Origin of the sequence: Rhodoglobus vestalii, from assembly GCF_006788895.1 — a bacterium.
GTDB lineage: Bacteria > Actinomycetota > Actinomycetes > Actinomycetales > Microbacteriaceae > Rhodoglobus > Rhodoglobus vestalii.
In genome coordinates, this window is record NZ_VFRA01000001.1 from 74,967 (window position 1) to 98,693 (window position 23,727).

Annotated in this window: 24 protein-coding genes; 23 read left to right on the forward strand and 1 reads right to left on the reverse strand. The window is 58.9% G+C overall.

What is annotated here, in order from left to right:
* Positions 1-31: 31 nt before the first annotated feature.
* A complete protein-coding gene (locus FB472_RS00360; RefSeq protein ID WP_141989173.1) occupies positions 32-826 on the reverse strand; it encodes a peptidylprolyl isomerase in 795 nt (264 codons plus the stop codon).
* A gap of 152 nt (positions 827-978) precedes the next feature.
* Between FB472_RS00360 and FB472_RS00365 the strand changes: the two genes are divergently transcribed.
* The 23 genes from FB472_RS00365 (at position 979) to rpoZ (ending at position 23,718) form a co-directional block, all read left to right on the forward strand.
* The gene (locus FB472_RS00365; RefSeq protein WP_141989174.1) at positions 979-2,310 is read left to right on the forward strand and encodes a replication-associated recombination protein A; all 1,332 of its coding nucleotides are present in this window, start codon (positions 979-981) and stop codon (positions 2,308-2,310) included.
* A gap of 252 nt (positions 2,311-2,562) precedes the next feature.
* Positions 2,563-3,192, forward strand: coding sequence for a 30S ribosomal protein S4 (gene rpsD / locus FB472_RS00370; RefSeq protein WP_035897798.1), 630 nt, complete (start codon positions 2,563-2,565; stop codon positions 3,190-3,192).
* 113 nt (positions 3,193-3,305) lie between these two features.
* Positions 3,306-3,668: a DUF948 domain-containing protein gene (locus tag FB472_RS00375; protein ID WP_141989175.1), complete on the forward strand. Its 363-nt coding sequence runs from the start codon at positions 3,306-3,308 to the stop codon at positions 3,666-3,668.
* 69 nt (positions 3,669-3,737) lie between these two features.
* Positions 3,738-3,965: a hypothetical protein gene (locus FB472_RS00380; protein WP_141989176.1), complete on the forward strand. Its 228-nt coding sequence runs from the start codon at positions 3,738-3,740 to the stop codon at positions 3,963-3,965.
* A 46-nt stretch (positions 3,966-4,011) separates the two neighbouring features.
* Positions 4,012-6,666: an alanine--tRNA ligase gene (gene alaS, locus FB472_RS00385; protein WP_141989177.1), complete on the forward strand. Its 2,655-nt coding sequence runs from the start codon at positions 4,012-4,014 to the stop codon at positions 6,664-6,666.
* A gap of 3 nt (positions 6,667-6,669) precedes the next feature.
* Positions 6,670-7,131, forward strand: a complete 462-nt coding sequence (gene ruvX, locus FB472_RS00390; protein WP_141989178.1) for a Holliday junction resolvase RuvX — start codon at positions 6,670-6,672, stop codon at positions 7,129-7,131.
* Between the two features lie 3 nt (positions 7,132-7,134).
* Positions 7,135-8,550 carry an endolytic transglycosylase MltG gene (mltG, locus tag FB472_RS00395; protein WP_141989179.1) on the forward strand — a complete coding sequence of 472 codons (1,416 nt, stop codon included), beginning with the start codon at positions 7,135-7,137 and terminating at the stop codon, positions 8,548-8,550.
* Positions 8,547-9,434: a shikimate dehydrogenase gene (locus FB472_RS00400; protein WP_281283031.1), complete on the forward strand. Its 888-nt coding sequence runs from the start codon at positions 8,547-8,549 to the stop codon at positions 9,432-9,434. The genes mltG and FB472_RS00400 overlap by 4 nt, the downstream gene beginning before the upstream one ends.
* Before the next feature lie 67 nt (positions 9,435-9,501).
* On the forward strand, positions 9,502-10,707 hold the full coding sequence (gene aroC, locus FB472_RS00405) for a chorismate synthase (protein ID WP_141989181.1): 1,206 nt from the start codon (positions 9,502-9,504) through the stop codon (positions 10,705-10,707).
* Complete coding sequence (locus tag FB472_RS00410; RefSeq protein ID WP_141989182.1) at positions 10,697-11,206, forward strand: shikimate kinase; 510 nt, start codon at positions 10,697-10,699, stop codon at positions 11,204-11,206. Before aroC ends, FB472_RS00410 begins: the two co-directional genes overlap by 11 nt.
* The gene (gene aroB / locus FB472_RS00415; RefSeq protein WP_021809655.1) at positions 11,203-12,282 is read left to right on the forward strand and encodes a 3-dehydroquinate synthase; all 1,080 of its coding nucleotides are present in this window, start codon (positions 11,203-11,205) and stop codon (positions 12,280-12,282) included. The genes FB472_RS00410 and aroB overlap by 4 nt, the downstream gene beginning before the upstream one ends.
* Before the next feature lie 27 nt (positions 12,283-12,309).
* Positions 12,310-12,765 carry a type II 3-dehydroquinate dehydratase gene (locus FB472_RS00420; RefSeq protein WP_141989183.1) on the forward strand — a complete coding sequence of 152 codons (456 nt, stop codon included), beginning with the start codon at positions 12,310-12,312 and terminating at the stop codon, positions 12,763-12,765.
* Positions 12,766-12,836: 71 nt separating this feature from the next.
* The gene (gene efp, locus FB472_RS00425; protein WP_021809653.1) at positions 12,837-13,400 is read left to right on the forward strand and encodes an elongation factor P; all 564 of its coding nucleotides are present in this window, start codon (positions 12,837-12,839) and stop codon (positions 13,398-13,400) included.
* Complete coding sequence (gene nusB, locus FB472_RS00430; RefSeq protein ID WP_141989184.1) at positions 13,401-13,814, forward strand: transcription antitermination factor NusB; 414 nt, start codon at positions 13,401-13,403, stop codon at positions 13,812-13,814. It begins immediately after the preceding gene.
* Positions 13,815-13,908: 94 nt separating this feature from the next.
* Positions 13,909-14,436, forward strand: a complete 528-nt coding sequence (pyrR, locus tag FB472_RS00435; protein WP_141989185.1) for a bifunctional pyr operon transcriptional regulator/uracil phosphoribosyltransferase PyrR — start codon at positions 13,909-13,911, stop codon at positions 14,434-14,436.
* Positions 14,433-15,380 carry an aspartate carbamoyltransferase catalytic subunit gene (locus FB472_RS00440; RefSeq protein ID WP_141989186.1) on the forward strand — a complete coding sequence of 316 codons (948 nt, stop codon included), beginning with the start codon at positions 14,433-14,435 and terminating at the stop codon, positions 15,378-15,380. The genes pyrR and FB472_RS00440 overlap by 4 nt, the downstream gene beginning before the upstream one ends.
* Before the next feature lie 58 nt (positions 15,381-15,438).
* On the forward strand, positions 15,439-16,764 hold the full coding sequence (locus tag FB472_RS00445) for a dihydroorotase (RefSeq protein ID WP_141989187.1): 1,326 nt from the start codon (positions 15,439-15,441) through the stop codon (positions 16,762-16,764).
* Complete coding sequence (locus tag FB472_RS00450) at positions 16,757-17,248, forward strand: PH-like domain-containing protein (protein ID WP_141989188.1); 492 nt, start codon at positions 16,757-16,759, stop codon at positions 17,246-17,248. The genes FB472_RS00445 and FB472_RS00450 overlap by 8 nt, the downstream gene beginning before the upstream one ends.
* Positions 17,248-18,387, forward strand: coding sequence for a glutamine-hydrolyzing carbamoyl-phosphate synthase small subunit (gene carA, locus FB472_RS00455; protein ID WP_141989189.1), 1,140 nt, complete (start codon positions 17,248-17,250; stop codon positions 18,385-18,387). Before FB472_RS00450 ends, carA begins: the two co-directional genes overlap by 1 nt.
* The gene (gene carB, locus FB472_RS00460; protein ID WP_141989190.1) at positions 18,387-21,701 is read left to right on the forward strand and encodes a carbamoyl-phosphate synthase large subunit; all 3,315 of its coding nucleotides are present in this window, start codon (positions 18,387-18,389) and stop codon (positions 21,699-21,701) included. The genes carA and carB overlap by 1 nt, the downstream gene beginning before the upstream one ends.
* The gene (gene pyrF / locus FB472_RS00465) at positions 21,694-22,536 is read left to right on the forward strand and encodes an orotidine-5'-phosphate decarboxylase (RefSeq protein WP_141989191.1); all 843 of its coding nucleotides are present in this window, start codon (positions 21,694-21,696) and stop codon (positions 22,534-22,536) included. Before carB ends, pyrF begins: the two co-directional genes overlap by 8 nt.
* On the forward strand, positions 22,536-23,465 hold the full coding sequence (gene gmk / locus FB472_RS00470) for a guanylate kinase (protein WP_141989192.1): 930 nt from the start codon (positions 22,536-22,538) through the stop codon (positions 23,463-23,465). Before pyrF ends, gmk begins: the two co-directional genes overlap by 1 nt.
* Positions 23,458-23,718: a DNA-directed RNA polymerase subunit omega gene (gene rpoZ, locus FB472_RS00475; protein ID WP_010202629.1), complete on the forward strand. Its 261-nt coding sequence runs from the start codon at positions 23,458-23,460 to the stop codon at positions 23,716-23,718. Before gmk ends, rpoZ begins: the two co-directional genes overlap by 8 nt.
* Positions 23,719-23,727 lie beyond the last annotated feature (9 nt).

Here is a 23,727-nt window from a genome sequence, read left to right on the forward strand (position 1 = left end):
AGAACAACCGTGCCTAGTGTCGTTGCCGCTGTTACTGGATCGTGAAGCGCGTGATGCTGGTCTCAATCACAGGAACCCCGTCTTCTGCATCGTCGGCAACGCCACCGTCGGTGATCTCTGACTGCAACGCATCGAGACCAGAAACGACCGTGCCAACAATGCTGTAACCACCGGCGGCATCGTCGGGGATTGTTGCATCATCAAAGACGATGAAGAACTGCCGCCCGTTGGAGAATGCGTCGTCACCGCTGCGGGCCACAGCGATTGTTCCGGCTGGATAGAATCCGCCAACTCCGGCATTCTCGATGGGTCCGTAAGCGTAGCCGGGCTCGCTTGCCCCTGTTCCGTCGAGGGAGCCGCACTGGATCAGGCCGACTTTTTCCGTTTTTACGAGGCGGTGACAGAATTTGCCGACGTAGTAGTTGTTCGCTATGGAGTCGACGATCGATGCGACTGCTTGGGGTGCGCCAGCTCCATCAAGTTCGATTCCGAGTGTCACATCGTTGAGGCTGAGCTCGCCGGTCCAAGTTCGGGCTTCGGCGACAGACACATCCGGGACGTCACCCACGTTCTCTTGCGCTGATGCGGATGGCTCCGGTGTAAACGACGGAGCGGGTTCGGGTGCGCCAGGACCAGAACTGAAGTAGAACACCTGCGCTGCAGAAACCAGGGCGATCACGATGAGCCCAATGCTGATCGCGAGAATGTTGTCTCGCTTGCGCCGTGCGAGCGTTTTTTCATGAACAACCGTGCGGGCAGAGTAGTGGCGCAGGCGTTCCCGTGCTTCGCGTTGCTCGCGTGAATGCTTCTTGCTCGATGCCACCATTACTCCTTGAAGACTCGCGGACAGCGCCGCGGTAGTAGAAACGCCACACTGAACCTTACGGTCTCGCACGAATCTCAACCAAACGCTGCGGAGACGTGGAGTGGAGGTCGTGCGTCGTGCCTGCGGTCAGTCGAGGCGATTACGATTGAACCATGGATGATTCCGCGACTCTTCACAGCGGCGCCACGCCGCTTGCCGTGCGCATGCGTCCGCTGTTTCTCGAGGAGATCGTCGGCCAGAAGCACCTGCTGCAGCGCGGCTCCCCCCTGATGAGCCTCGCGTCAGACACCGAGGGTAGTCATGGGTCGGCATCCATCATTCTGTGGGGTCCTCCTGGCACCGGAAAAACCACGATTGCCAAGGCAATAGCGCGTGGTTCACAGCGCAAGTTTGTTGAGCTGTCGGCGGTTACGGCTGGGGTGAAAGATGTTCGCCAGACGATGGAGCAGGCGCTCTCAGCGCGCGACCTCTACGGCGTGTCTACGGTGCTCTTTCTTGATGAGATTCACCGATTCACGAAAGCGCAGCAGGATGCATTGCTGCCGGGTGTCGAAAATGGTTGGGTGATCCTCATCGCAGCGACGACCGAGAACCCTTCCTTCTCGATAATTTCACCGTTGCTGTCGCGATCACTCCTTCTCACTCTCAACGAGCTCGACGATGACGACCTGGGGGAGTTGGTTGACCGTGCGGTGAGCGACGCCCGCGGGTTAAAGGGTGCGGTCGTGCTTGAGCCAGAGGCTCGTGCACTTCTCGTGCGGCTGTCTTCGGGCGATGCGCGTCGCGCCCTCACGGCTCTTGAGGCATCTGCGGTCTCGGCAGCAAACGATGAGCACCCCCAAACGCCTGTCGTGGTCACAGCAGAGCACGTCGCAAACGCGGTTGATCGCGCCCTGCTGCGCTATGACCGTCAGGGTGATGAGCACTATGACGTCGTTAGTGCGTTCATCAAGTCGGTGCGGGGATCCGACGTTGATGCGGCACTGCACTATCTGGCACGGATGATCGAGGCGGGCGAAGATTCGCGCTATATCGCACGGCGCATCATCATCAGCGCTGCAGAGGATGTCGGAATTGCTGACCCCCACGCGCTGGTGGTCGCTGTTGCTGCTGCTGATGCTGTCCAACTGATCGGGATGCCAGAAGGTCGTATTCCGTTAGCGGAGGCTGTCGTCTATCTTGCGACGGCGCCTAAATCGAATGCTGCCTACACGGCGTTGGATGCGGCAATCGCCGACGTTCGCGCAGGAAAGATTGGTCGTGTGCCCATGCCCCTTCGTGACGCACATTATCCTGGGGCGAAGCGTTTAGGTCATGGAAAGGGGTACCGGTACTCCCATGATTCGGAGTTCGGTGTTGTCACGCAGCAGTACCTGCCTGATGTGCTGAAGGGCACCCAGTACTACACCCCGACGAACAACGGAAACGAGCGGGACGTCTCAGCGCGTTTGGCGAAGTTGCGCGAAATCATCAACGGGGGCTAGTGGACTGCCGGTAATGGCACGTGGAGCGTGGCTTTTCGTGTCGTCTATAGCCTTGCCGTGTTAGAGTTATGCGTCCCATCGATACGGTTTTGGCGCGCGGCTGCAATGAAACCGAATATCGCGGAGCAAGGTCTGTAGCCGACCAGTCTCCATTGGGCCATCCCTCTACTTTCTTCTGGTGTGTTGCGTACGCGCGTTCGCGTGCGAGTAATCACTGGAATGTTCTTACTTGAATCAATCGAAAAGGATCCTGTGTCTACTAAGTCACGTACCCGTAGCAAGACTCGCCTCTCGCGCGCACTGGGCATTGCCCTGACGCCGAAGGCCGCCAAGTACCTCGAAAAGCGCCCCTATGCTCCGGGTGAGCACGGCCGCACCAAGCGCAAGCAGGACAGTGACTACGCTGTTCGTCTGCGCGAAAAGCAGCGTCTACGCGCCCAGTACGGAATTCGTGAAGCTCAGCTGAAGATTCAGTTCGAAGAAGCTCGCAAGACCGCTGGCCTTACCGGTGAGAACTTGGTTGAGCAGCTCGAAATGCGTCTCGATGCCCTGATCGTTCGTTCAGCGATCGCCCGCACGACCGCTCAGGCTCGTCAGATGATCGTTCACCGCCACATCTTGGTCGACGGGCAGCTCGTTGACCGCCCGTCGTTCCGCGTCAAGCCGGGACAACTGATGCACGTCAAGGCTCGCAGCGAAGGCATGGAAATCTTTCAGGTCGCCGCCGCTGGCGGACACGTGGATGTGCTTCCGAAGACTCCTGGCTACCTTGAGGTAGAAATCGACAAGCTGCAGGCACGCCTCGTGCGTCGCCCGAAGCGCGCCGAAGTTCCTGTGACCTGTGAAGTTCAGCTCGTTGTTGAGTACTACGCAGCACGCTAGCTAACGTGGCAAGGGCCGGGGCTTACGCCCCGGCCTTTTTCGCGTTCGGTGCCATTTGGTGTGATTGTCGAATAGCGTGTAACCAAGACTTTTTGAGACTGATCGGAGTAGCCATGACTGGCGGAGATATCGCGGGGCTCATCGCGGCAGGAGTGTTCGCAATTCTCGTGGGGTTGCTCGCTGTGCCCCTGCTCAAACTGGGGCGGGTATTCGACGAGACAAGCTCAGCGATCCGCGGGGTGAGCGAAAACCTAGACCCCATGCTGACCGAGGCTACCTCCACCATTTCTGAGACCAATCGGCAGTTGGCGCGAGTGGACGCGATCACTCGCAATGTCGAAGAAACTACCGGCAACGTCTCCGCACTGGTAGCGCTGGCAGCGGCGACCGTGGGGGGTCCGCTAATCAAGATAGCGGGATTCAGCGCAGCCGTGCGCGTGGCAGTGCTGAGCATCCGCCCGAAGCGCCGTCGCTGAATCGTCCAAACCACCTAAGCTAGAACGGTTCACGTACCGCTCGTGCACCCCAATCTGAAGGAGAAAAATATGAAAGGCGCAGTTCTTTTCGTAGTAGGTATTGCCGTTGGTTTCGTGGCAGCACATCAGGTTGCCAAGACCCCTGAAGGCGAGCGATTCTTCTCCGATATTGACAGCAAGGCCCGCGAATTCACCGGCGCTGTGGTTGACGGCTATCGCGAACGCGAGGCTGAGCTTCGCGCGGCAGTCGGCGATGCCGAGGACGCACTTTCGGATTTCGCACAGCGTTCTAAGTAAGACAATCAGGGCCCTCGGGCCGCATTATTGAATTCCCGGGGATCCCATGCAGACCGCAGAAATACAAAATCGTTGGCTGACCTACTTTGGCGAGCGTGGACACGCGGTCGTCCCTTCAGCGTCGCTTGTCAGCGACGACCCCTCGCTTCTCTTTACGGTCGCAGGCATGGTTCCTTTCGTGCCGTATCTCACCGGGCTGGTACCGGCGCCGTTTGACCGTGCCACGAGTGTGCAGAAATGCATCCGCACTCTTGACATCGAAGAAGTGGGCAAGACGCCTCGTCACGGAACGTTCTTTCAGATGAATGGAAACTTTTCTTTCGGCGACTACTTTAAGAAGGAAGCTATCCAGTTCGCCTGGGAATTCCTTACCCTCCCCGAGAGCGATGGCGGGCTTGGTTTTCGTCCCGAAGATCTCTGGGTGACGGTGTACGAAGATGACGACGATGCTGTCGCCTACTGGAAAGAAACCGCAGGACTTCCAGACGAACGCATCCAGCGATTGGGTATGGACACCAACTACTGGTCGACGGGTCAACCTGGTCCCGCCGGTCCATGCTCCGAAATCTTTTTCGACCGGGGCCCCGAGTACGGTGCAGATGGTGGGCCAGCCACCGATGATGATCGCTACGTTGAGATCTGGAACCTCGTCTTCATGCAGTACCTCCGCGGAGAGGGCAGCGGCAAAGATTTCTCGATCCTAGGCGAACTCCCTAAGCAAAACATCGACACTGGCATGGGACTGGAACGCGTCGCATTTCTCAAGCAGGGCGTCGAGAACATGTACGAAATCGATCAGGTGCGACCGGTGCTTGATAAAGCGGCAGAACTCTCTGGTCGCACCTACGGAGTGGATCACGAAGCAGACGTTCGGCTGCGAGTCGTTGCCGACCACGTGCGCTCAAGTCTCATGCTCATCGCGGACGGTGTCACACCGAGCAACGAGGGTCGCGGATACGTTTTACGAAGGCTCCTGCGCCGCACAGTGCGCGCGATGCGCTTGCTGGGAGTTGAGGGCACCACCTTCGCTGAACTGTTCCCAGAATCACGCGATGCGATGAAGGCTGCCTACCCCGAGGTCGAAAAAGACTACGATCGCATCTCGCGTGTGGTGCTGGCTGAAGAAGACACCTTCATGCGAACACTCGCCAGCGGCACCACAATTCTCGATACCGCTGTCGAACAGACAAAAGAATCCGGCGCCTCACAGCTCTCCAGTGATACCGCATTTCTCCTCCATGACACCTTCGGATTCCCGATCGATCTCACCCTCGAAATGGCGGCAGAAGCTGGACTGTCAGTGGATCGTCACGCATTTGACACCCTCATGAAGCAGCAGCGTGATCGTGCCAAAGCAGACGCGGGCTCTAAAAAACAGTTCCTCGCTGACCTCTCGGTCTACGGCGCATTTCGCGCGGTGGGGCAGACAACCTTTACCGGTTATGACACGCTCGAAACAGAGTCGAGCGTGATCGGAATCATTGTCGATGGCGTCTCGGTGTCGCGTGCGGTATCTGGCCAGATCGCTGAAATTATTCTTGCCGAAACCTCCCTTTATGCCGAATCTGGTGGTCAAGAGGCAGATGCCGGCGCGATAGTCGGTGCCAGCTACCACCTAGAAGTACTGGACGTGCAGCGGCCCGTAAAGGGGCTAATCAGCCACAAGGTTGAGGTGACCTCGGGCGAAGTGGGAGTCGGTGATCCGGCGGCAGCGCTGGTTGACGCTGAGTGGCGTCGCGGGGCGACTCAGGCGCATTCGGCGACCCACGTCATCCATGCTGCGCTCCGTCAAATCCTAGGCAACGATGCCCATCAGTCTGGTTCCTACAACAAGGCCGGCTACATGAGGCTGGACTTCTCGTGGTCGCAAGCGCTGTCCTCGGAGACTAAGTCTGAGATCGAGGAGGTTGCGAACACCGCTGTGCGCGACAACCTTGAGGTCACGACTCGAATTATGGCTTTGGATGATGCCAGAGAGTTGGGCGCGATGGCGCTCTTTGGTGAAAAATATGGCGACACGGTTCGCGTTGTAGAAATCGGCGGTCCGTGGTCCCTCGAGCTCTGCGCTGGCACCCACGTCGGACGCTCAGCCGAAATCGGATTGATCTCGTTGGTGGGAGAGTCGTCGGTCGGGTCATCCAATCGGCGTGTTGAATCGCTGGTGGGGATGAATGCGTTCCGCAACTTCGCTGCTGAGCGGGCAATTGTGTCGGAACTGACCACCAATTTGAAGACGCCACGGGAGCAACTACCCGACCGCGTCGCCGAACTGTTAGCGAACCTGAAGTCGGCCGAGCGAAAGATTGCTCAACTCGAAGCTGGCCAGCTGTCGCAACGCGTGCCCGCGCTAGTCGAAACGTCGCGGAAGATTGGCACTGTCAGGGCAGTCATCGAGAACGTGGGGGAACTTCCCTCGACGGATGACCTGCGCGGGCTCGTGCAATCCGTTCGCGAGCGACTCGGCTCCGAGGCGGCAGTGGTGGCTCTTGCCGCGACGATCGGCGACAAACCGGCGGTAATCGTGGCAACAAATGATGCGTCCCGCTCCCAGGGTTTTGCGGCGGGGGCTCTAGCCAAGGCTGCTGCGGGTGTGCTCGGTGGTGGCGGTGGGGGTAAGCCTGACATCGCTCAGGGTGGTGGCACGAACTCCGCCTCCATCCCCGATGCGCTTGCCCTCATAGGCTCCTCGCTATCGGCATAACCGATGCGTGCAGGCACGAGAATCGGCGTCGACGTCGGAAAAGTGCGCGTGGGAGTTGCCCGCAGCGATCAGCACGGAATGATTGCGACTCCCGTAGAAACGGTTCAACGCGCAGACAATAGCGTGCAGAGGATTGTTGATCTCGCGGCGTCCTGTGGCGCGATGGAGTTCATAGTTGGCCTCCCGATTGCGCTGTCGGGACGAGATACCGCCTCCACCGGTGACGCTCGCGAATTTGCGCAGCTGCTCGCCGACAACTCGTCGCTGCCTGTTCGACTCGTTGACGAGCGGATGACGACGATGAGTGCCAATTCTGCGCTGCGGGCCTCCGGCCGCACTGCGAAAAACTCTCGCTCGGTCGTAGATCAGGTGGCTGCCGTTATAATTTTGCAACACGCCCTTGACTTTGAGCATTCGGCAGCGCGGCCGCCCGGAGAGCTTGTTGAACCGACGCTAGGATCCTGAACTATGGCTGATGAACCGAAATGGGAAGACATTTTCCAAGAACAGGCAGATACGCCTGATCCGAAGCTGGCTCGACCAGCAGGTTCTGATGACGCCGCGACCGTCGATTACGGCGCTGCCGCGAATGACCCGGAGAGCAGTGCAGCTGATCCCGAACAGCCGATGACCCGCCGTGAGGCCCGAGAGGCAGAGGCTGCTCGCGAATCACGCTCCGCTCGATCGGGAGCTACTAATGCCTCAGCCTCAGCGTCCCCGTTGCCTGCACCTGATGCGCCTGCTGCACCTTTTGCCGCCCTTGCACCGACAGGTGACTCATCAGAACCGCCACGCCCGCCACGCCGAAAGCGTCGGCTCTGGCTCATCATCGGGCTCCCCATTCTTCTTTTGGCGCTAGCGGGGGGTGCGGTAGCAACCTACGCCTGGGCCACCTACGAAGAGCAGATTCGGGAGGTTTTCGGCTGGGAACTGACAAACGATTTCGAAGGCGCAGGTAACGGTGAAGAAATCATCTTCACCGTGAATTCCGGTGACATCGGGTCTGACATTGCACGCAGCCTGCACGATATCGGCGTGACGATGAGTTTTGATGCGTTCTACGATCTGCTGCTTACTCAAGAGAGCGGTCCAGCATTCTACCCCGGCAACTATGCATTACAGGGTGAGATGAGTGCTCAGTCGGCTCTAGATGCCCTCCTCGACCCTGCGAGCAAGGTCACCGACCGTCTTTTGATTACTGAGGGCACGATTCTCCCGAACGCGCTTGAGATCATCGCCGAAACCACCGGCATTCCACTTGCTGAGTTGCAGGCTGCATCCGAAGATCTCGACCATTTTGGGCTGCCTGCGGAGGCTCCGAGTCTCGAAGGTTACCTTTTCCCCGCGACCTACGATCTCGATGGAGGGCAGGATGCTTATGCCGTGCTCGACAAGATGGTCAACACGATGTTCGAGAGACTGGATGCCGCCGGAGTCGCCGAAGAAGACCGATTCCGCGTTCTGACAATGGCATCGCTCGTGCAGCGCGAAGCGGGCCCCAATACCGAAGACTTCTATAAGATCTCGCGAGTATTCTATAACCGCCTCGATGACGGCATGCTTCTGCAATCGGATGCCACCGTCGCTTATGGCACCGGAAACCTGCACACGGTTTGGACGGATCAAGCAGAACGAGATGATGCCAGCAACCCCTACAACACCTATGCGAATCTCGGCCTGCCGGTCGGACCAATCGGTTTGCCCGGAGAAATCGCGATCGACGCCGCACTGAATCCTGCTGCCGGAGAGTGGGTCTACTTTGTCACCGTCAACCTGGCGACTGGCGAAACTGTGTTCAATACGAATGTGGACGCTCACGAAGAATCTGCCCAGCAGCTCTATGACTGGTGTGAAGCGAGTGAAGAAAATGCGAGCTACTGTTGAGCGACTCAGGGACGTCGCGATCAGCCCCCGGTCGGTCCCGCACTAGGCTCGCTGTTCTTGGGTCACCGATATCGCATTCTTTGAGCCCGATCATTCACAGCGCCGCGTACGCGACTCTCGGATTCGACTGGGAGTATGACGCCATCGAATTGTCCGGGGAGTCTCTCCCGACTTTCCTCAACTCGCTGGATGAGCGGTGGCGCGGGATGTCCCTCACAATGCCCCTCAAACGCGACGTTGTCCCGTTGCTCGACTGGGTTGATCCACTCGTCGAACTCGTCGGAGGTGCTAATACCGTTGTGGTGACGGATGACGGTCTCCGGGGATACAACACTGATGTCGAAGGTGCAGTGCGCAGTTTTCTCGACGCAGGGCTCTCGCGCCTAGAGTCGGTGTGGATTTTGGGAGCTGGAGCCACCGCGGCCTCCTTGCTTGTGGCATCCGTTCGTTTGGGTGCGACCCGGATAGAAATATTCGCACGCACTCCGACAAAGGCAGAACCCCTGAAAGAGCTGGGCGAAGCTCTCGGAGTTCAGGTTCTGGTGCGACAGTGGAAGGACTCACCGTCGTCTTTGGAGAATCCTTCGGCGATTATCTCTACCGTACCCGGCGGCGCAATGGACGTGGAGTTCAGCGTGACAGTGCGCAGTGCCGCTGCCCTGTTCGATGTTGCTTACGACCCGTGGCCCAGTGAGATTGCGAAGAGTTGGATGGCGGTCTGCGGTACCGTGATTTCGGGTTACGACCTTCTGATCAATCAGGCCATCGCTCAAGTACGTATTTTTGCTGCTGGCACGCCGGAGGTGCCTCTGGTTCGCGAAGCCGATGCTATCGATGCGATGCGTGCTGCGATCGGGCGTCTTGACAGCACCGACCACCCCTAGTCGGACCCGGGCGGAGTATGTGCGTGAGGGGAAAGAGTATCTGTCGCTCCTGTGGGAGGATTGATGCATGCTTCGATGGTTAACGGCCGGTGAATCGCACGGTCCAGAATTAGTCGCAATCCTTGAGGGGATGCCCTCTGGCGTTCCTATTTCTCCTGAACAGATTCAGGCAGATCTGGTGCGCCGCACGCTCGGCTACGGTCGTGGTGCCCGGATGAAGTTTGAGCAAGACGAACTGACGCTGAGCGGCGGAATTCGTTTTGGCGCCACCATGGGTAGCCCGATCGCCCTGCGCATCGGCAATACGGAGTGGCCACGCTGGGTTGACGTCATGAGTCCAGTCCCGATCGATCCGGAAACCTTGCCCAAGGGGCGCGGGGCAGCGTTGACTCGACCTCGCCCGGGACACGCTGATCTCACTGGCATGCAAAAATACGACTTTTCTGAGGCCCGCAATGTTCTTGAGCGAGCTAGTGCCCGTGAAACAGCCGCACGGGTAGCGCTCGGTGCTATAGCCCGCGCCTTTCTCGATGGTCTCGGTATTGGCCTTGTTAGTCACACACTCTCCATCGGAACCGTACGCGCACCGGAGAATAGTGCGCTACCGAAGCCTGGAGATGTTGCGACCCTCGACGCTGATTTGCTGCGCTGCTTCGACCTTGAGACATCTCAGCGCATGGTTGCCGAAGTTGATCGAGCTCATGAAGACGGCGACACTCTTGGTGGCATCGTAGAGGTTCTGGCCTATGGGTTACCGCCCGGGCTTGGGTCATACACTCACTGGGACCGCAGGCTCGATGGCCAACTATCTGCCGCGCTCATGGGCATCCAAGCAATTAAGGGCGTTGAAGTCGGTGATGGCTTTGAAACGGCAACTCGCCGAGGCTCTGTCGCGCATGATGAGCTTGTGCACTCGGCCAGCGGAATTTCCCGCGAGAGCGATCGCGCGGGCGGCATCGAGGGAGGAATGAGCACGGGTACGGTGCTCCGCGTTCGTGCCGCGATGAAACCCATTTCGACCGTTCCGCGTGCCCTTCGCACGGTCGATATTGCCACGGGTGCAGCGGCAGTCGCGCATCATCAACGGTCAGACGTATGTGCCGTCCCGGCTGCCGGAGTTGTCGCCGAAGCCATGGTCGCTCTCACGCTGGCCAATTCTGTCCTTGAGAAGTTCGGGGGCGACTCGCTCGGTGAGACCAAGCGCAACCTTAATTCATATTTGGCCGCTATTCCTGACGCGCTGCAGACGGCTAGGGCTGCCTATGATCAATGATGGGGGAGCGATTGTTGTCATTATTGGGGCACCGGGTTCGGGCAAAACACGAGCGGGCAAGAGACTTGCGAAAATTCTGGATGCTCCTTTGATCGACACCGACAAGGTCGTGGTTGCGTCCCATGGCCCGATCTCTGAGCTGTTTGCTGAGTTTGGTGAGGAGTATTTTCGCGAACGTGAGCGCGAAGCAGTGGCCGATGCCCTTCTCCAGCCCGCGGTTGTGACGTTGGGTGGGGGCGCAGTGCTCAATCTCGAGACGCGTGTAGACCTTGCATCCCACCGAGTCGTGCAATTGACGATGTCGAAAGCAACCGCCCGGCTTCGGATTGCAGGAAGTAGCCGCCCACTTGCTAAGAATGCCGATGAGTGGGAGAAGCTCGTCCGTGAGCGCCGCCCTCTCTACGACGAATTGTCGTCTCTCACTATCGATACATCGCTTATGCCGATGGAAAAGGTTGCGCGGGAAATCGCCGACTGGCTAGGAAGTCAACAACAATGACGATGGAAACCACTGTTATTCCGGTACCGGGCGTAAGCCCCTATGACGTTTTGGTCGGCCGTGGACTGCTGCCGAAGCTCCATGAACAACTCGGCGAGCGTGTTGCCAAGGTGCTCATCATTCACCCGGCGACGCTGGGAGCTCGTGCAAACGCGCTTCGCGAGTCGCTTTCAGAACGGTATGAAGTGCTGTTGGCTGAAGTTCCGGATGCCGAAGATGCTAAGCGCATCGAAGTCGCCGCGTTCTGTTGGCAGATTATGGGGCGGACTGACTTCACGCGCACCGACGCGGTGGTCGGGTTCGGTGGCGGGGCAGCGACTGATCTTGCAGGCTTTGTTGCGGCAACATGGTTGCGCGGTGTCAGACTCATCCAGTGCCCAACGACCGTGGCGGGGATGGTGGATGCTGCGGTCGGCGGAAAGACCGGTATCAATACCGCCGAGGGAAAGAACCTTGTCGGCGCATTTTATGCACCCAGTGCTGTCGTTGCCGACTTTGATGTGCTTGAGGATCTGCCTCGTAATGAGATGTTGGCGGGTTTCGCGGAGATCGTGAAGTGCGGTTTCATCAGTGTGCCCGAAATTCTTGACATCATTGAGGCGGATGTTGATAAGGTCACCGACCCCCGCAGCGATGAGTTTCGTCGGGTGGTTGAGCTGTCGATTGGTCTTAAGGCTCGGGTCGTCGGCGAAGACTTCACCGAAACAGGTCTTCGAGAAATCTTGAACTACGGTCACACGCTCGGTCACGCAATCGAACATGCTGAGCGTTACCGGTGGCGTCATGGTGCTGCGGTGTCGGTGGGGATGGTTTTCGCTGCGGAACTGGCCCACCTCGCTGGTTCGCTGAGTTCTGAGGTCGTTGACCGTCATCGCAGTATTTTGCAGTCGCTGAGCTTGCCTGTCGATTACCCTCTCGGTCGGTGGAACACACTGCTTGCCACGATGCAGCGGGATAAGAAGGCGCGAGCTGGGATGATCCGCTTTGTCGTACTCGACGCTGTGGGGCGCACGTCAATGCTCAATGGCCCAGACGAAGCGATGCTGTACTCGGCTTACCAAGAAGTTGGGGTCTAGCGGGAGTTGCCTCGCTAGAGTGGAACGGTGACTACCGTATTTGTCCTCAACGGCCCCAACCTGGGCCGCCTGGGAAGCAGGGAACCTGACGTCTATGGCGGGGGAACACTCGTTGAGCTGCGCGCCGCTCTCGAAGCTCACGCAGCAGGTCTGGCGAATGCGAGCGATTTTTCGCTTGAATTTCGGCAGACTGACAGTGAAACCGAACTCATTGCATGGTTGCATAACGCCGTCGACTCCTCATCGCCGGTGATTATGAACCCTGCCGCGTTCACTCATTATTCTTACGCGTTGCGGGATGCCGCGGCTCAGGTCACCAGTGCCGGGCTCACGCTCATCGAGGTTCACATCACGAATCCGCATGCACGCGAGCAGTTTCGCCATACCAGTGTGATCTCTGGCGTTGCCACCGGTGTGATCGCAGGGTTCGGTTTCGACTCTTATATTCTCGGCCTCGACGCAGTTGCCCGGCGTCTCAGTTAGACTCGACCGTCGCATTTGTCGCGTTCGCGATTGAATGGCGCTTGTGCTCGTCAACAGAAACGGATTTTCGTATGGCCTCTACCGCTGACATCAAGAACGGCGTCGTTCTCAATATGGACGGTGGATTGTGGACCGTAATCGAGTTCCAACACGTCAAGCCGGGCAAGGGCGGAGCGTTCGTTCGCACCAAGGTGAAAAATGTGCGCACCGGTAAGACCGTTGACCGTACCTTCAACGCTGGCGCGAAGATCGAAACGGAGACGGTTGACCGATCTGACTTCCAGTACCTGTACAAGGATGGCGAGAACTTCGTGTTCATGAACACGAGCGATTACGACCAGATCACGCTCAGCGCTGCAGCGGTCGGCGATGCCGCAAACTTCATGCTTGAGAACCAGAATGTGACCATCGCGCTGCACAATAGTGAGCCGCTCTATGTGGAATTGCCGGCATCCGTAGTGCTAGAAATTACGTACACCGAGCCAGGGCTTCAGGGAGACCGCTCCACGGGTGGCAGCAAGCCTGCAACGGTCGAGACTGGGTACCAGATCCAGGTTCCGTTGTTTCTCGAGCAGGGAACCCGGGTCAAGGTTGATACCCGCGACGGTGGCTACCTCGGTCGCGTGAACGACTAAGTGGGGGCACGTAGCAAGGCGCGTAAGCGCGCTCTTGACCTTATGTATGGTGCCGATGTTCGGGGCGAAAGTATCAATCAGGCGCTCGCAACCGAGTCGTCACGAGCTATGTCGCATCCCGCGCGCGCGACGTCGTGGGCCTACGCCCAACAGATCGTTGTGGGTATCACTGAGCACGGTGATGAGATCGATGAATTGATCGAAACCTATTCCCAGGGGTGGCCCCTCAACCGGATGCCCGCTGTTGACCGCGCACTGCTGCGCATCGGACTGTGGGAAATCTTGTACAACGACGAGATTCCTGCCGGTGTCGCAATCTCGGAGGCAGTGGAGTCGGCAAAGATTCACTCCACCGAAGATTCCGCCGGGTTTATTAATGGTCTGCTCGGCCGGATTGCCGCCAGCAACGAATAGTTGGGCTTCATCTCGCGCCGAGTGCCGGGGCGCTATAGTCGGAGAAACAGATTTCCTTTAAGTTCCGTCCAGAGAGACGGGGAAGGAGGTCAGAATGACTGCAAGCACTGTGCTTCAGCATGCTGATATCACCCGGGCGTTGACACGAATCTCGCACGAAATTCTTGAGTCGAACCGTGGTTCAGACGACCTAGTGATTTTGGGTGTCCCGACGCGAGGCGTCACGCTGGCCCGGCGCGTTGCGGCCATCATCCAGTCGGTGGATTCCGTGGTGATTTCTGCTGGCGCGCTCGATGTAACGATGTATCGTGACGATCTCGCCCAGAATCCGACGCGGGCCACTGGCCCAACCGACATTCCCGCCGGTGGCATTGACGGTAAAACTGTCGTACTCGTTGACGATGTGCTGTATTCCGGGAGAACTATTCGCGCCGCACTTGATGCGCTCGGCGATCTGGGCCGTCCGCGCGCGGTGCGATTGGCAGTGCTTGTCGACCGTGGCCATCGGGAGTTTCCTATTCGTGCTGACTTTGTGGGCAAAAACCTTCCCAGCTCGGTGAGCGAACGCATCAATGTGCGCCTCAAGGAGATCGACGGAGTCGACGAGGTGACGATCGGATGAGACACCTCCTTACGACACAGGGCCTGCCCCGCGAGGCAGCGATCGCGATTCTCGACGTTGCTGAAGATATGGCTGCGGTCAGCGAGCGCGAGGTCAAAAAGCTGCCAACGCTGCGCGGCAAGACGGTCATCAATCTTTTCTTTGAGGATTCAACACGCACCCGCATTTCTTTTGAAGCTGCCGCGAAACGGCTCAGCGCCGACGTGATCAACTTTGCCGCAAAGGGTTCGAGCGTTTCCAAGGGGGAGAACCTCAAGGACACTGCTCAAACGCTTGCGGCGATGGGCGCCGATGCGGTGGTCGTGCGGCATTGGGCTTCGGGAGCACCCAAGACTCTTGCTGACAGCGGCTGGATTGACGCTGGCATTGTGAATGCGGGTGACGGCACCCACGAGCATCCCACTCAGGCTCTGCTTGATGCCTTCACGATTCGTCGTCGGCTGCACGGCTCTGCGGCGCGAGGGCGCGACCTCGAAGGGGTGAGTGTCACGATCGTTGGCGACATTGTGCACTCGCGCGTTGCGCGCTCAAACGTCTGGCTCTTAACGACGCTGGGTGCGACAGTCAGCCTGGTTGCCCCGGCGACCCTGTTGCCGGTTAATCTGAGCGGCTGGCCTGTTGCTGTGGGCTATGACCTAGACCATGCCATCACTCAACGCCCCGACGTGGTCATGATGTTGCGGGTTCAGAGTGAGCGGATGGCGGCCGCGTTCTTCCCCAATGCGCGCGAATATTCCAAGCAGTGGGGGCTCAATGATGAACGAATGCGGGCTCTGCCAGCAAGTAGCATAGTGATGCACCCTGGGCCGATGAACCGCGGCCTCGAAATCTCGGCTGCAGCCGCAGATTCGCCGCAGTCGACAGTGCTCGAACAGGTAGCTAATGGGGTCTCAGTGCGAATGTCGGTGCTTTATCACTTACTGTCCGGAGCTGTAGAGCGGTGAGCGCAGCAGCTGCTCCCGCTGTGCGCGAACACTCATCAACCCAGAGAAGAGGACTCTCGTGAGCATCCGAATTATCAATGCAACTTTGCCGTCGGGCAAGCGCGCAGATTTCACGATAGACCGTGGTGTCTTCACTGACGCTAGCTCCGCCGATCGCACCATCGATGCCTCGGGGTTGCAGGCACTACCTGGGCTCGTGGATCTGCACGCCCATTTGCGCGAGCCAGGCTTCGAACAGAGCGAAACAGTGCTCTCGGGTAGTCGTGCCGCCGCCATGGGCGGATTCACCGCCGTCTTTGCGATGGCCAATACAATGCCGGTGCAAGACACGGCTGGTGTGGTGGAGCAGGTGCAGTCCTTGGGCGATACGCACGGTTTCGCGACGGTGCGACCCATCGGTGCCGTTACCGAGGGGCTAGGCGGAACGAAACTCTCTGAGATCGGCGCAATGGCGAACTCGCGGGCGCGAGTGCGAGTTTTCTCCGATGATGGCAAGTGCGTGCACAATGCCCTGCTCATGCGCCGCGCCCTCGAATATGTGAAGACGTTTGACGGAGTCGTGGCTCAGCACGCGCAGGAACCAACCCTCACGGTGGATGCCCAAATGAACGAGGGGGCTGTGTCGAGCGAACTCGGCCTTGCTGGATGGCCAGCGGTCGCAGAAGAGTCGATTATCGCCCGCGATGTTCTGCTCGCCGAGCATGTGGGCGCCCGACTCCATATTTGCCACCTCTCAACCGCGGGATCCGTCGATGTCATCCGCTGGGCGAAGGCTCGCGGTATCGCTGTGACGGCGGAGGTCACCCCCCACCACTTGCTGCTGACGGATGAACTGGTGCGCGGTTACGACGCGCGATTCAAAGTGAATCCTCCTCTTCGCCGTGACGAAGATGTTCGTGCCCTGCGTGCGGCCTTGGCCGACGGAACCATCGACATCGTGGCCACTGACCATGCACCGCATCCCCCCGAGGCCAAAGAGTGTTCGTGGGCTGAGGCTGCGTTTGGGATGGTGGGCCTCGAGTCTGCCCTGAACGTCGTGCAAGAGGCAGTCGTCGACACCGGTCATTTGACCTGGGCGGATGTCGCGCGTGTTTTTTCGCAAACCCCGGCACACATCGGGCGTCTCAACGGTTATGACGCCCCTTTCACGCCCGGGTCTGCGGCAAATTTGGTACTCATTGACCCGAGCGCGAGGTCGACTTTCAGCACAGAATCCTTGCGCGGCAAGAGCACAAACTCACCATATTTGGGGCGTTCGCTGCCCGGCCGAGTCATGAACACTATCCACAATGGCTACGAAACCGTGCGGGATGGCGATGTCGTCGATTCTGACGAGGTCGCCCACAGCGCGCGGTTAGCAGCGGGGGAGTCTCACCATGCCTAAAGATGTTTCGCTGCTGATTGCGATCGGCATCATGGTGCTGCTCCTCGGCCTGATGGTTGCCGGTTGGTATGCGCGCAAACGCCGCCAATTTCACATCGGTCTGCCGCTGCAGCTACCCGCAGACCTTGCCAGCGGACATCCCAGTTTGAGTGGAAAGTACGTCTCGACAACGCTCGCCGGTGATCAGCTGAACAGGGTTGCCGTGCACACTCTGGGGTTCCGCGGCAATTGCGCCATCGAAGTGCACGATGGCGGTGTTGCCGTGTTCCGCAACGGGGAGCGTGACCTGTGGATTCCGCGCGATGACGTGCGCGGGATTGTGCGCGCAACATGGACTATCGACCGTGTGGTCGAACAAAACGGACTGCAGGTTATCGAGTGGACTCTCGATGGCACGCCAGTCGATAGCTATTTTCGTATGGACGACCCCGAGGCCTGTGAACGGGCTCTCCAGGGTGTCATTGGCAATGAAAGGCAGTCTTAATGACTTTCGAAGCAGCAGTACTTGTACTAGAGGATGGCGCGCGCTATCGCGGCCAGGCCTACGGTGCCAAGGGCAAGCGAGTTGGCGAAGTGGTGTTCGCAACCGGAATGACTGGTTATCAAGAGACCATCACCGACCCCAGTTACGCGGGACAAATTGTTGTGATGACGGCGCCGCACATCGGCAACACCGGCGTCAATTCTGAAGATCCAGAGTCGAACCGCATCTGGGTCTCAGGCTTCGTGATCCGAGATGCCAGTCGCATCGTCTCCAACTATCGTGCCGAAGGTTCTTTGGATGATCAGCTCACCGAGCAGGGCATCGTCGGTATCAGCGGTGTTGATACTCGGGCGATTACGCGGCGCCTGCGCGACGCCGGTTCGATGCGCGGCGGAATTTTTTCTGGCACTGAGAACGACCTCAGCGATGATGAGCAACTTGCGGCAGTGCGAGCAGAAACCCAGATGGCAGGTCGGAGCTTGTCATCCGAAGTCTCCACTTCGGTTGCCTATCTCGTGGCCTCGACGGTCGCCAGCATTGGGCGTCTCGCTGTGCTTGACCTTGGCGTCAAGACGTCGACAGTCAACTATCTCGCTGAACGCGGGTTCGAGGTTCACGTTCTGCCGCAGACGGTGACGTTCGAAGAACTGCTCGCTATCGACCCGGTGGCTGTCTTCTATTCCAATGGCCCCGGGGACCCGTCAGCATCTGACGCTCACGTTGCGCTCTTGACTCAGGTGCTGAAGCGAGGGCTGCCCTTCTTCGGTATCTGTTTTGGCAACCAACTATTGGGTCGGGCACTCGGATATGGCACCTACAAGCTGCCGTTCGGCCACCGCGGAATCAACCAGCCTGTTATCGACGTGCAGACCCTGCGTACCGAAATCACTTCGCACAACCATGGCTTTGCGGTTGATGCGCCGGTCGGCGAAATCAGTCAGTCACCCGCCGGCTTTGGGCGCGTCGAAGTGAGTCACGTCAATCTCAATGACAATGTCGTCGAGGGCCTCCGTGCACTCGATATCCCTGCCTTCTCCGTGCAGTATCACCCCGAAGCGGCCTCGGGCCCGCACGATGCCAACTATCTTTTCGATAGGTTCCGCGACCTCGTTCTCGAGAACGCAAAGGACAGCAAGTAATGCCCAAGAGACAAGACATTTCATCGGTACTCGTTATCGGTTCCGGTCCGATCGTCATCGGCCAGGCGGCGGAGTTCGACTACTCGGGCACCCAAGCCTGTCGCGTGCTGCGCCAGGAGGGAATCCGTGTCATCCTCGTGAATTCAAACCCGGCCACGATCATGACTGACCCCGACTTTGCTGACGCAACCTACGTTGAGCCCATCACCTGGGAGGTCATTGAGACGATCATTGCCAAGGAGCGTCCAGACGCGCTGCTGCCGACTCTCGGCGGTCAAACAGCCCTGAATGCCGCTATCGAGCTCGATTCTCACGGCATTCTTGAGAAGTACAACGTTGAACTGATCGGTGCCAACCTTGAGGCCATCAACAAGGGTGAGGACCGTCAGATCTTCAAGCAACTCGTGCTTGATTGTGGTGCGGATGTCGCGAAGTCTCACATCGCTACGACGGTTGCCGAGGCGGTCGATTTCGCTGAAGATCTCGGGTATCCGCTGGTGATTCGCCCCTCGTTCACGATGGGCGGGCTCGGGTCTGGCTTTGCTTACACCCGCGAAGAGCTTGTGCGGATGGTCGCCGACGGCCTGCACCAGAGCCCCACCACTTCGGTGCTTCTCGAAGAGAGCATTCTGGGCTGGAAGGAGTATGAGCTCGAACTCATGCGGGATACAGCTGACAACACTGTGGTCGTCTGTTCGATAGAGAACGTTGACCCCGTTGGTGTTCACACGGGCGATTCGATCACGGTTGCTCCGGCGCTGACGCTGACCGATCGTGAGTACCAGAACCTGCGCAACATTGGTATCGACATTATTCGTGCTGTCGGCGTTGATACCGGCGGATGCAACATCCAATTCGCCATCGACCCCGCCGATGGGCGTGTCATTGTCATTGAGATGAACCCGCGGGTGTCTCGTTCGAGCGCGTTGGCCTCCAAGGCCACGGGGTTTCCCATTGCCAAGATCGCGGCGAAGTTGGCGATCGGTTACCGGCTTGACGAAATCCCGAACGACATTACGAAGGTCACCCCGGCAAGCTTTGAACCCACCCTCGACTATGTCGTCGTCAAGGTTCCGCGTTTCGCGTTCGAAAAGTTTCCGGCGGCCGACACGCGTCTGACGACCACGATGAAGTCGGTGGGGGAGGCCATGGCGATCGGTCGCAACTATTCGACCGCATTGCAGAAGGCGCTTCGGTCGCTGGAAAAACGCGACTCGAGCTTTCACTGGAACGGCGAAGTTGGCGACAAGGCTGAGTTGCTGAAGCTCTCATCGGTTGCCACCGATGGCCGCATCATTTCGGTGCAGCAGGCGATGAGGGCCGGGGCCACTACCGAGGAGATCTTCGAGGCCACCAAGATTGATCCGTGGTTCATCGACCAGATTGCTTTGATCAATGAAGTGGCAGCCGACATTGCCGATGCTCCCGAGTTGAGCGCCGCGCTGCTAACTCACGTGAAGAATCACGGCTTCAGCGATCTCCAGATCGCTGACATTCGCGGCGTGACGGAAGAGGAGGTTCGTGACCTGCGCTGGAGCCTCGAGGTGCGCCCCGTCTTCAAAACCGTCGACACGTGTGCGGGTGAATTCCCGGCCCTCACGCCGTACCACTACTCAAGCTACGATTCCGAAACCGAGGTGGTGCCGAGCGATAAGCAGAAGGTCATCATTCTGGGTTCAGGCCCGAACCGCATCGGTCAGGGTATCGAATTCGACTACTCCTGCGTACAGGCGTCGTTCGCTCTGTCAGATGCTGGCTTCGAGACGATCATGATCAACTGCAACCCAGAGACGGTGTCGACCGACTACGACACCAGCGATCGCCTGTACTTCGAACCGCTCACGCTGGAAGACGTGCTGGAGATCATCCACGCGGAGAGCACCAGCGGTGAACTGATGGGCGTCATCGTTCAGCTCGGCGGCCAGACTGCTCTCGGGCTCGCGCAGGGCTTGAAAGACGCGGGCATCCCGATTCTGGGCACAACTCCCGAAGCAATTGATCTCGCTGAGGAACGCGGACTATTTTCTGCGATCCTTGACAATGCTGGCCTTCTGGCGCCCAAGAATGGCACTGCCACCGATCAGGCAGAAGCGATCGGCATCGCAGAATCAATTGGCTACCCGGTTCTCGTTCGCCCCTCCCATGTTCTCGGCGGGCGCGGCATGGAAATCGTCTACGACACCGACGCTCTCGCTGACTATTTCGAGCGCGTTCGCGACACCGTGGTGATTTCCGGGAAATCTCCACTGCTGGTTGACCGGTTCTTGGATGACGCCATCGAGATCGACATCGACGCACTCTACGACGGCACTGAACTGTATGTCGGCGGAATCATGGAGCACATCGAAGAGGCGGGCATCCACTCGGGTGACTCCGCCTGCACGCTGCCTCCGGTGACGCTCGGGCGCGATGTACTCAAGCGTGTTCGTGAAGCAACGCTCGCAATTGCCGAGGGTGTGGGAGTGCGCGGACTACTGAATGTGCAGTTCGCTATCGGCCAGGGCATCCTCTACGTGCTTGAAGCCAACCCGCGGGCGAGCCGCACCGTGCCGTTTGTATCGAAAGCTCTCGGCATTCCACTGGCGAAAGCCGCGGCCCTCGTGATGGTGGGCTCCAGCATCCGTTCCCTGGTCGACAGCGGCCTTTTGCCGGCACTCGACGGAAGCCAAGTACCGTCCACCTCTCCCGTGTCGGTGAAAGAGGCGGTGCTTCCCTTCAAGCGGTTCCGCACGGTTGATGGCAACGTTGTTGATTCTGTACTCGGCCCGGAGATGCGTTCCACCGGCGAAGTTATGGGCATCGATTCAAACTTTCCCAAAGCGTTCGCCAAGAGCCAGGAAGCGGCCTACGGGGGATTACCTGATAGCGGCACGGTATTCGTTTCCGTGGCCGATCGCGATAAGCGTGCGGTGATTTTGCCGGTGCTGCGTCTCAGCCAGCTGGGGTTCACGATTCTTGCTACCGACGGCACGGCCGAGATCTTGGCGCGCAATGGCATCGAAGCCCAGGTGGTGCGCAAATACTTCATGGGGCAAGAAGCTGACGCCGAGGAGCCCTCGATTGTCGAGCTGATTAATGCCGGAAAAGTGGATGTTGTCATCAATACGCCCAGTGGACGAAGTGCCCGTGCCGATGGGTACGAAATCCGTACCGCCACGGTCGCCGCTGACAAGCCCATCTTCACCACCATCGCGCAACTGGCCGCCGCCGTAGCTGCCTTTGAGGCGATTCAGGATGGTTTCGATGTGCGCTCGCTTCAGGATTACGCTCTTGACCGCGCGGCAGAACTAGAAAAGGTGGCCCGCAATGCCTAGTTTTGCTGCTCGACTCTCGGCGACGTTTGAGGAGTTCGGCGGAGTCTGTCTTGGCATTGACCCGCATCCGTTTCTGCTCGAAGCCTGGGGGCTCTCGAACGACGTTCACGGCGTTCGAGAATTTGCCCTGCGCACGGTGGATGCCGCAGCAGGCAACGTCGGAATGATCAAACCGCAGGTAGCCTTCTTCGAGCGCTTCGGATCCGCCGGCTACGCGGTTCTCGAGGAGTCTTTCGCTTTGGCACGCTCCGCTGGGCTCCTCGTGATAGCCGATGTCAAGCGCGGCGATCTTTCGTCCTCCGTCGATGCTTATGGCCAGGCCTGGCTTACTCCTGGTTCGGCTCTGGAGGCAGATGCGATGACCGCCGTGGCGTATCAGGGCGTTTCGGAGTTGTCTGGGCCGGTCGAGCTAGCACGCACGGCGGGTAAGGGAATTTTCGTTTTGGCGGCGACCTCTAATCTCGCCGCTCGCAGTATTCAGACTGCCCGAATTGTCGAGGGTGAACATGACGGCTCTACGGTCGCGGCAAGCGTTGTGCACGACGTTCGTGCTCTGAATTCTGAGAGCGGCCTCGGGTCTTTTGGTGTTGTCGTTGGTGCGACCGTAAATGTTGCCGACTACGGGCTGCTCGCCGAAGATTTGATCGACGTTCCCGTGCTGGCCCCGGGGTTTGGCGCTCAGGGGGCTCAGGTCGAGCAGGCTCGTGAGCTCTACGGTGCGGCGGTCGCTAACACCATTGTCACCGTGTCTCGTAGCGTTCTCCAGGAGGGGTCGAGTCAAATTCCTTCAGAGCTTCGCTCATTGCGATCACAACTCCGCGAGCAGGTGCGCTGATGGTGCCTCGTCCCCAACCCCCTGAGGTGGATCGTGCCGCTGCATCGCGAGCGGCAATTGCTGCTCGACGTGCCAGGGCGTCGGTGAAACGTGAAGTCGCCGAGCGCACACGCACCGCACTGAGTGTCGCGCGCACGGCGTGGTCGACACCGGAGAGTGCAGAAGCACGACTGCTGGTGCGTGAGCTCCTACTGAGCGTGCCCTCGCTCGGACCGACGCGGGTAGAGGCGGTAATGAACCAGCTGGCGATCGCGGAACGCAAACGTGTCGGCGGGCTTGGTCGCAAGCAACGTGATCGACTCGCTGACTACCTTGCCGATCGCCAGGGCCCAGAGCCGACACGCCTCGTCGTCTTGGCTGGCCCCACTGCCGTCGGCAAGGGGACCGTTTCGAGCTTCATTCGGGATAACCATCCGGATGTCCTCCTCAGCGTCTCGGCAACGACCAGAAAGCCGCGGCCCGGAGAAGTTGACGGGGTGCACTACTACTTCGTCAGCGACGACAAGTTCGATGAGATGGTGTCTCGCAACGAGCTTCTCGAGTGGGCGGTTGTGCACAACTCCTACCGTTACGGCACGCCACGCCCGCCGATTGATGCTGCCCTCGCTGAAGGAAAGCGCGTGCTTCTCGAAATTGACCTTCAGGGAGCTCGCTCAGTGCGTAGTGTCATGCCCGAAGCCCTTCTGGTCTTTTTGCTGCCGCCGAGCTGGGAAGAATTGGTGCGTCGATTGATCGGCCGGGGCACCGAAGACGCCGCCGAACAGGCCCGCCGATTGGAGACCGCAAAGGTCGAATTGGCGGCTCAAGAAGAGTTCGATGTGAAGGTCGTCAACACAGAAGTAAGCCAAGCGGCCAAAGAAGTCGTAGAATTGATGGATGCGCCCGCTGGCGCGACCACTTCCGACTCCAAGGAGCACTCCCATGGCTGACAAGAACTCGGGCATCATTGATCCCCCCATCGACGAACTACTGTCGAAGGTTGACTCCAAGTACCAGCTCGTAATCTTCGCCTCCAAGCGCGCGCGTCAGATCAATGACTACTACGCAGACCTTCACGAGGGAAGCCTGTTCGACAACGTTGGGCCGCTGGTCGACTCCACGATCGAAGACAAGCCCCTCTCGGTTGCCCTGCACGAGATCAACGAGAACAAGCTCGAACTCAAGCGCCTCAGCGGCGAATAGAACCTAGTT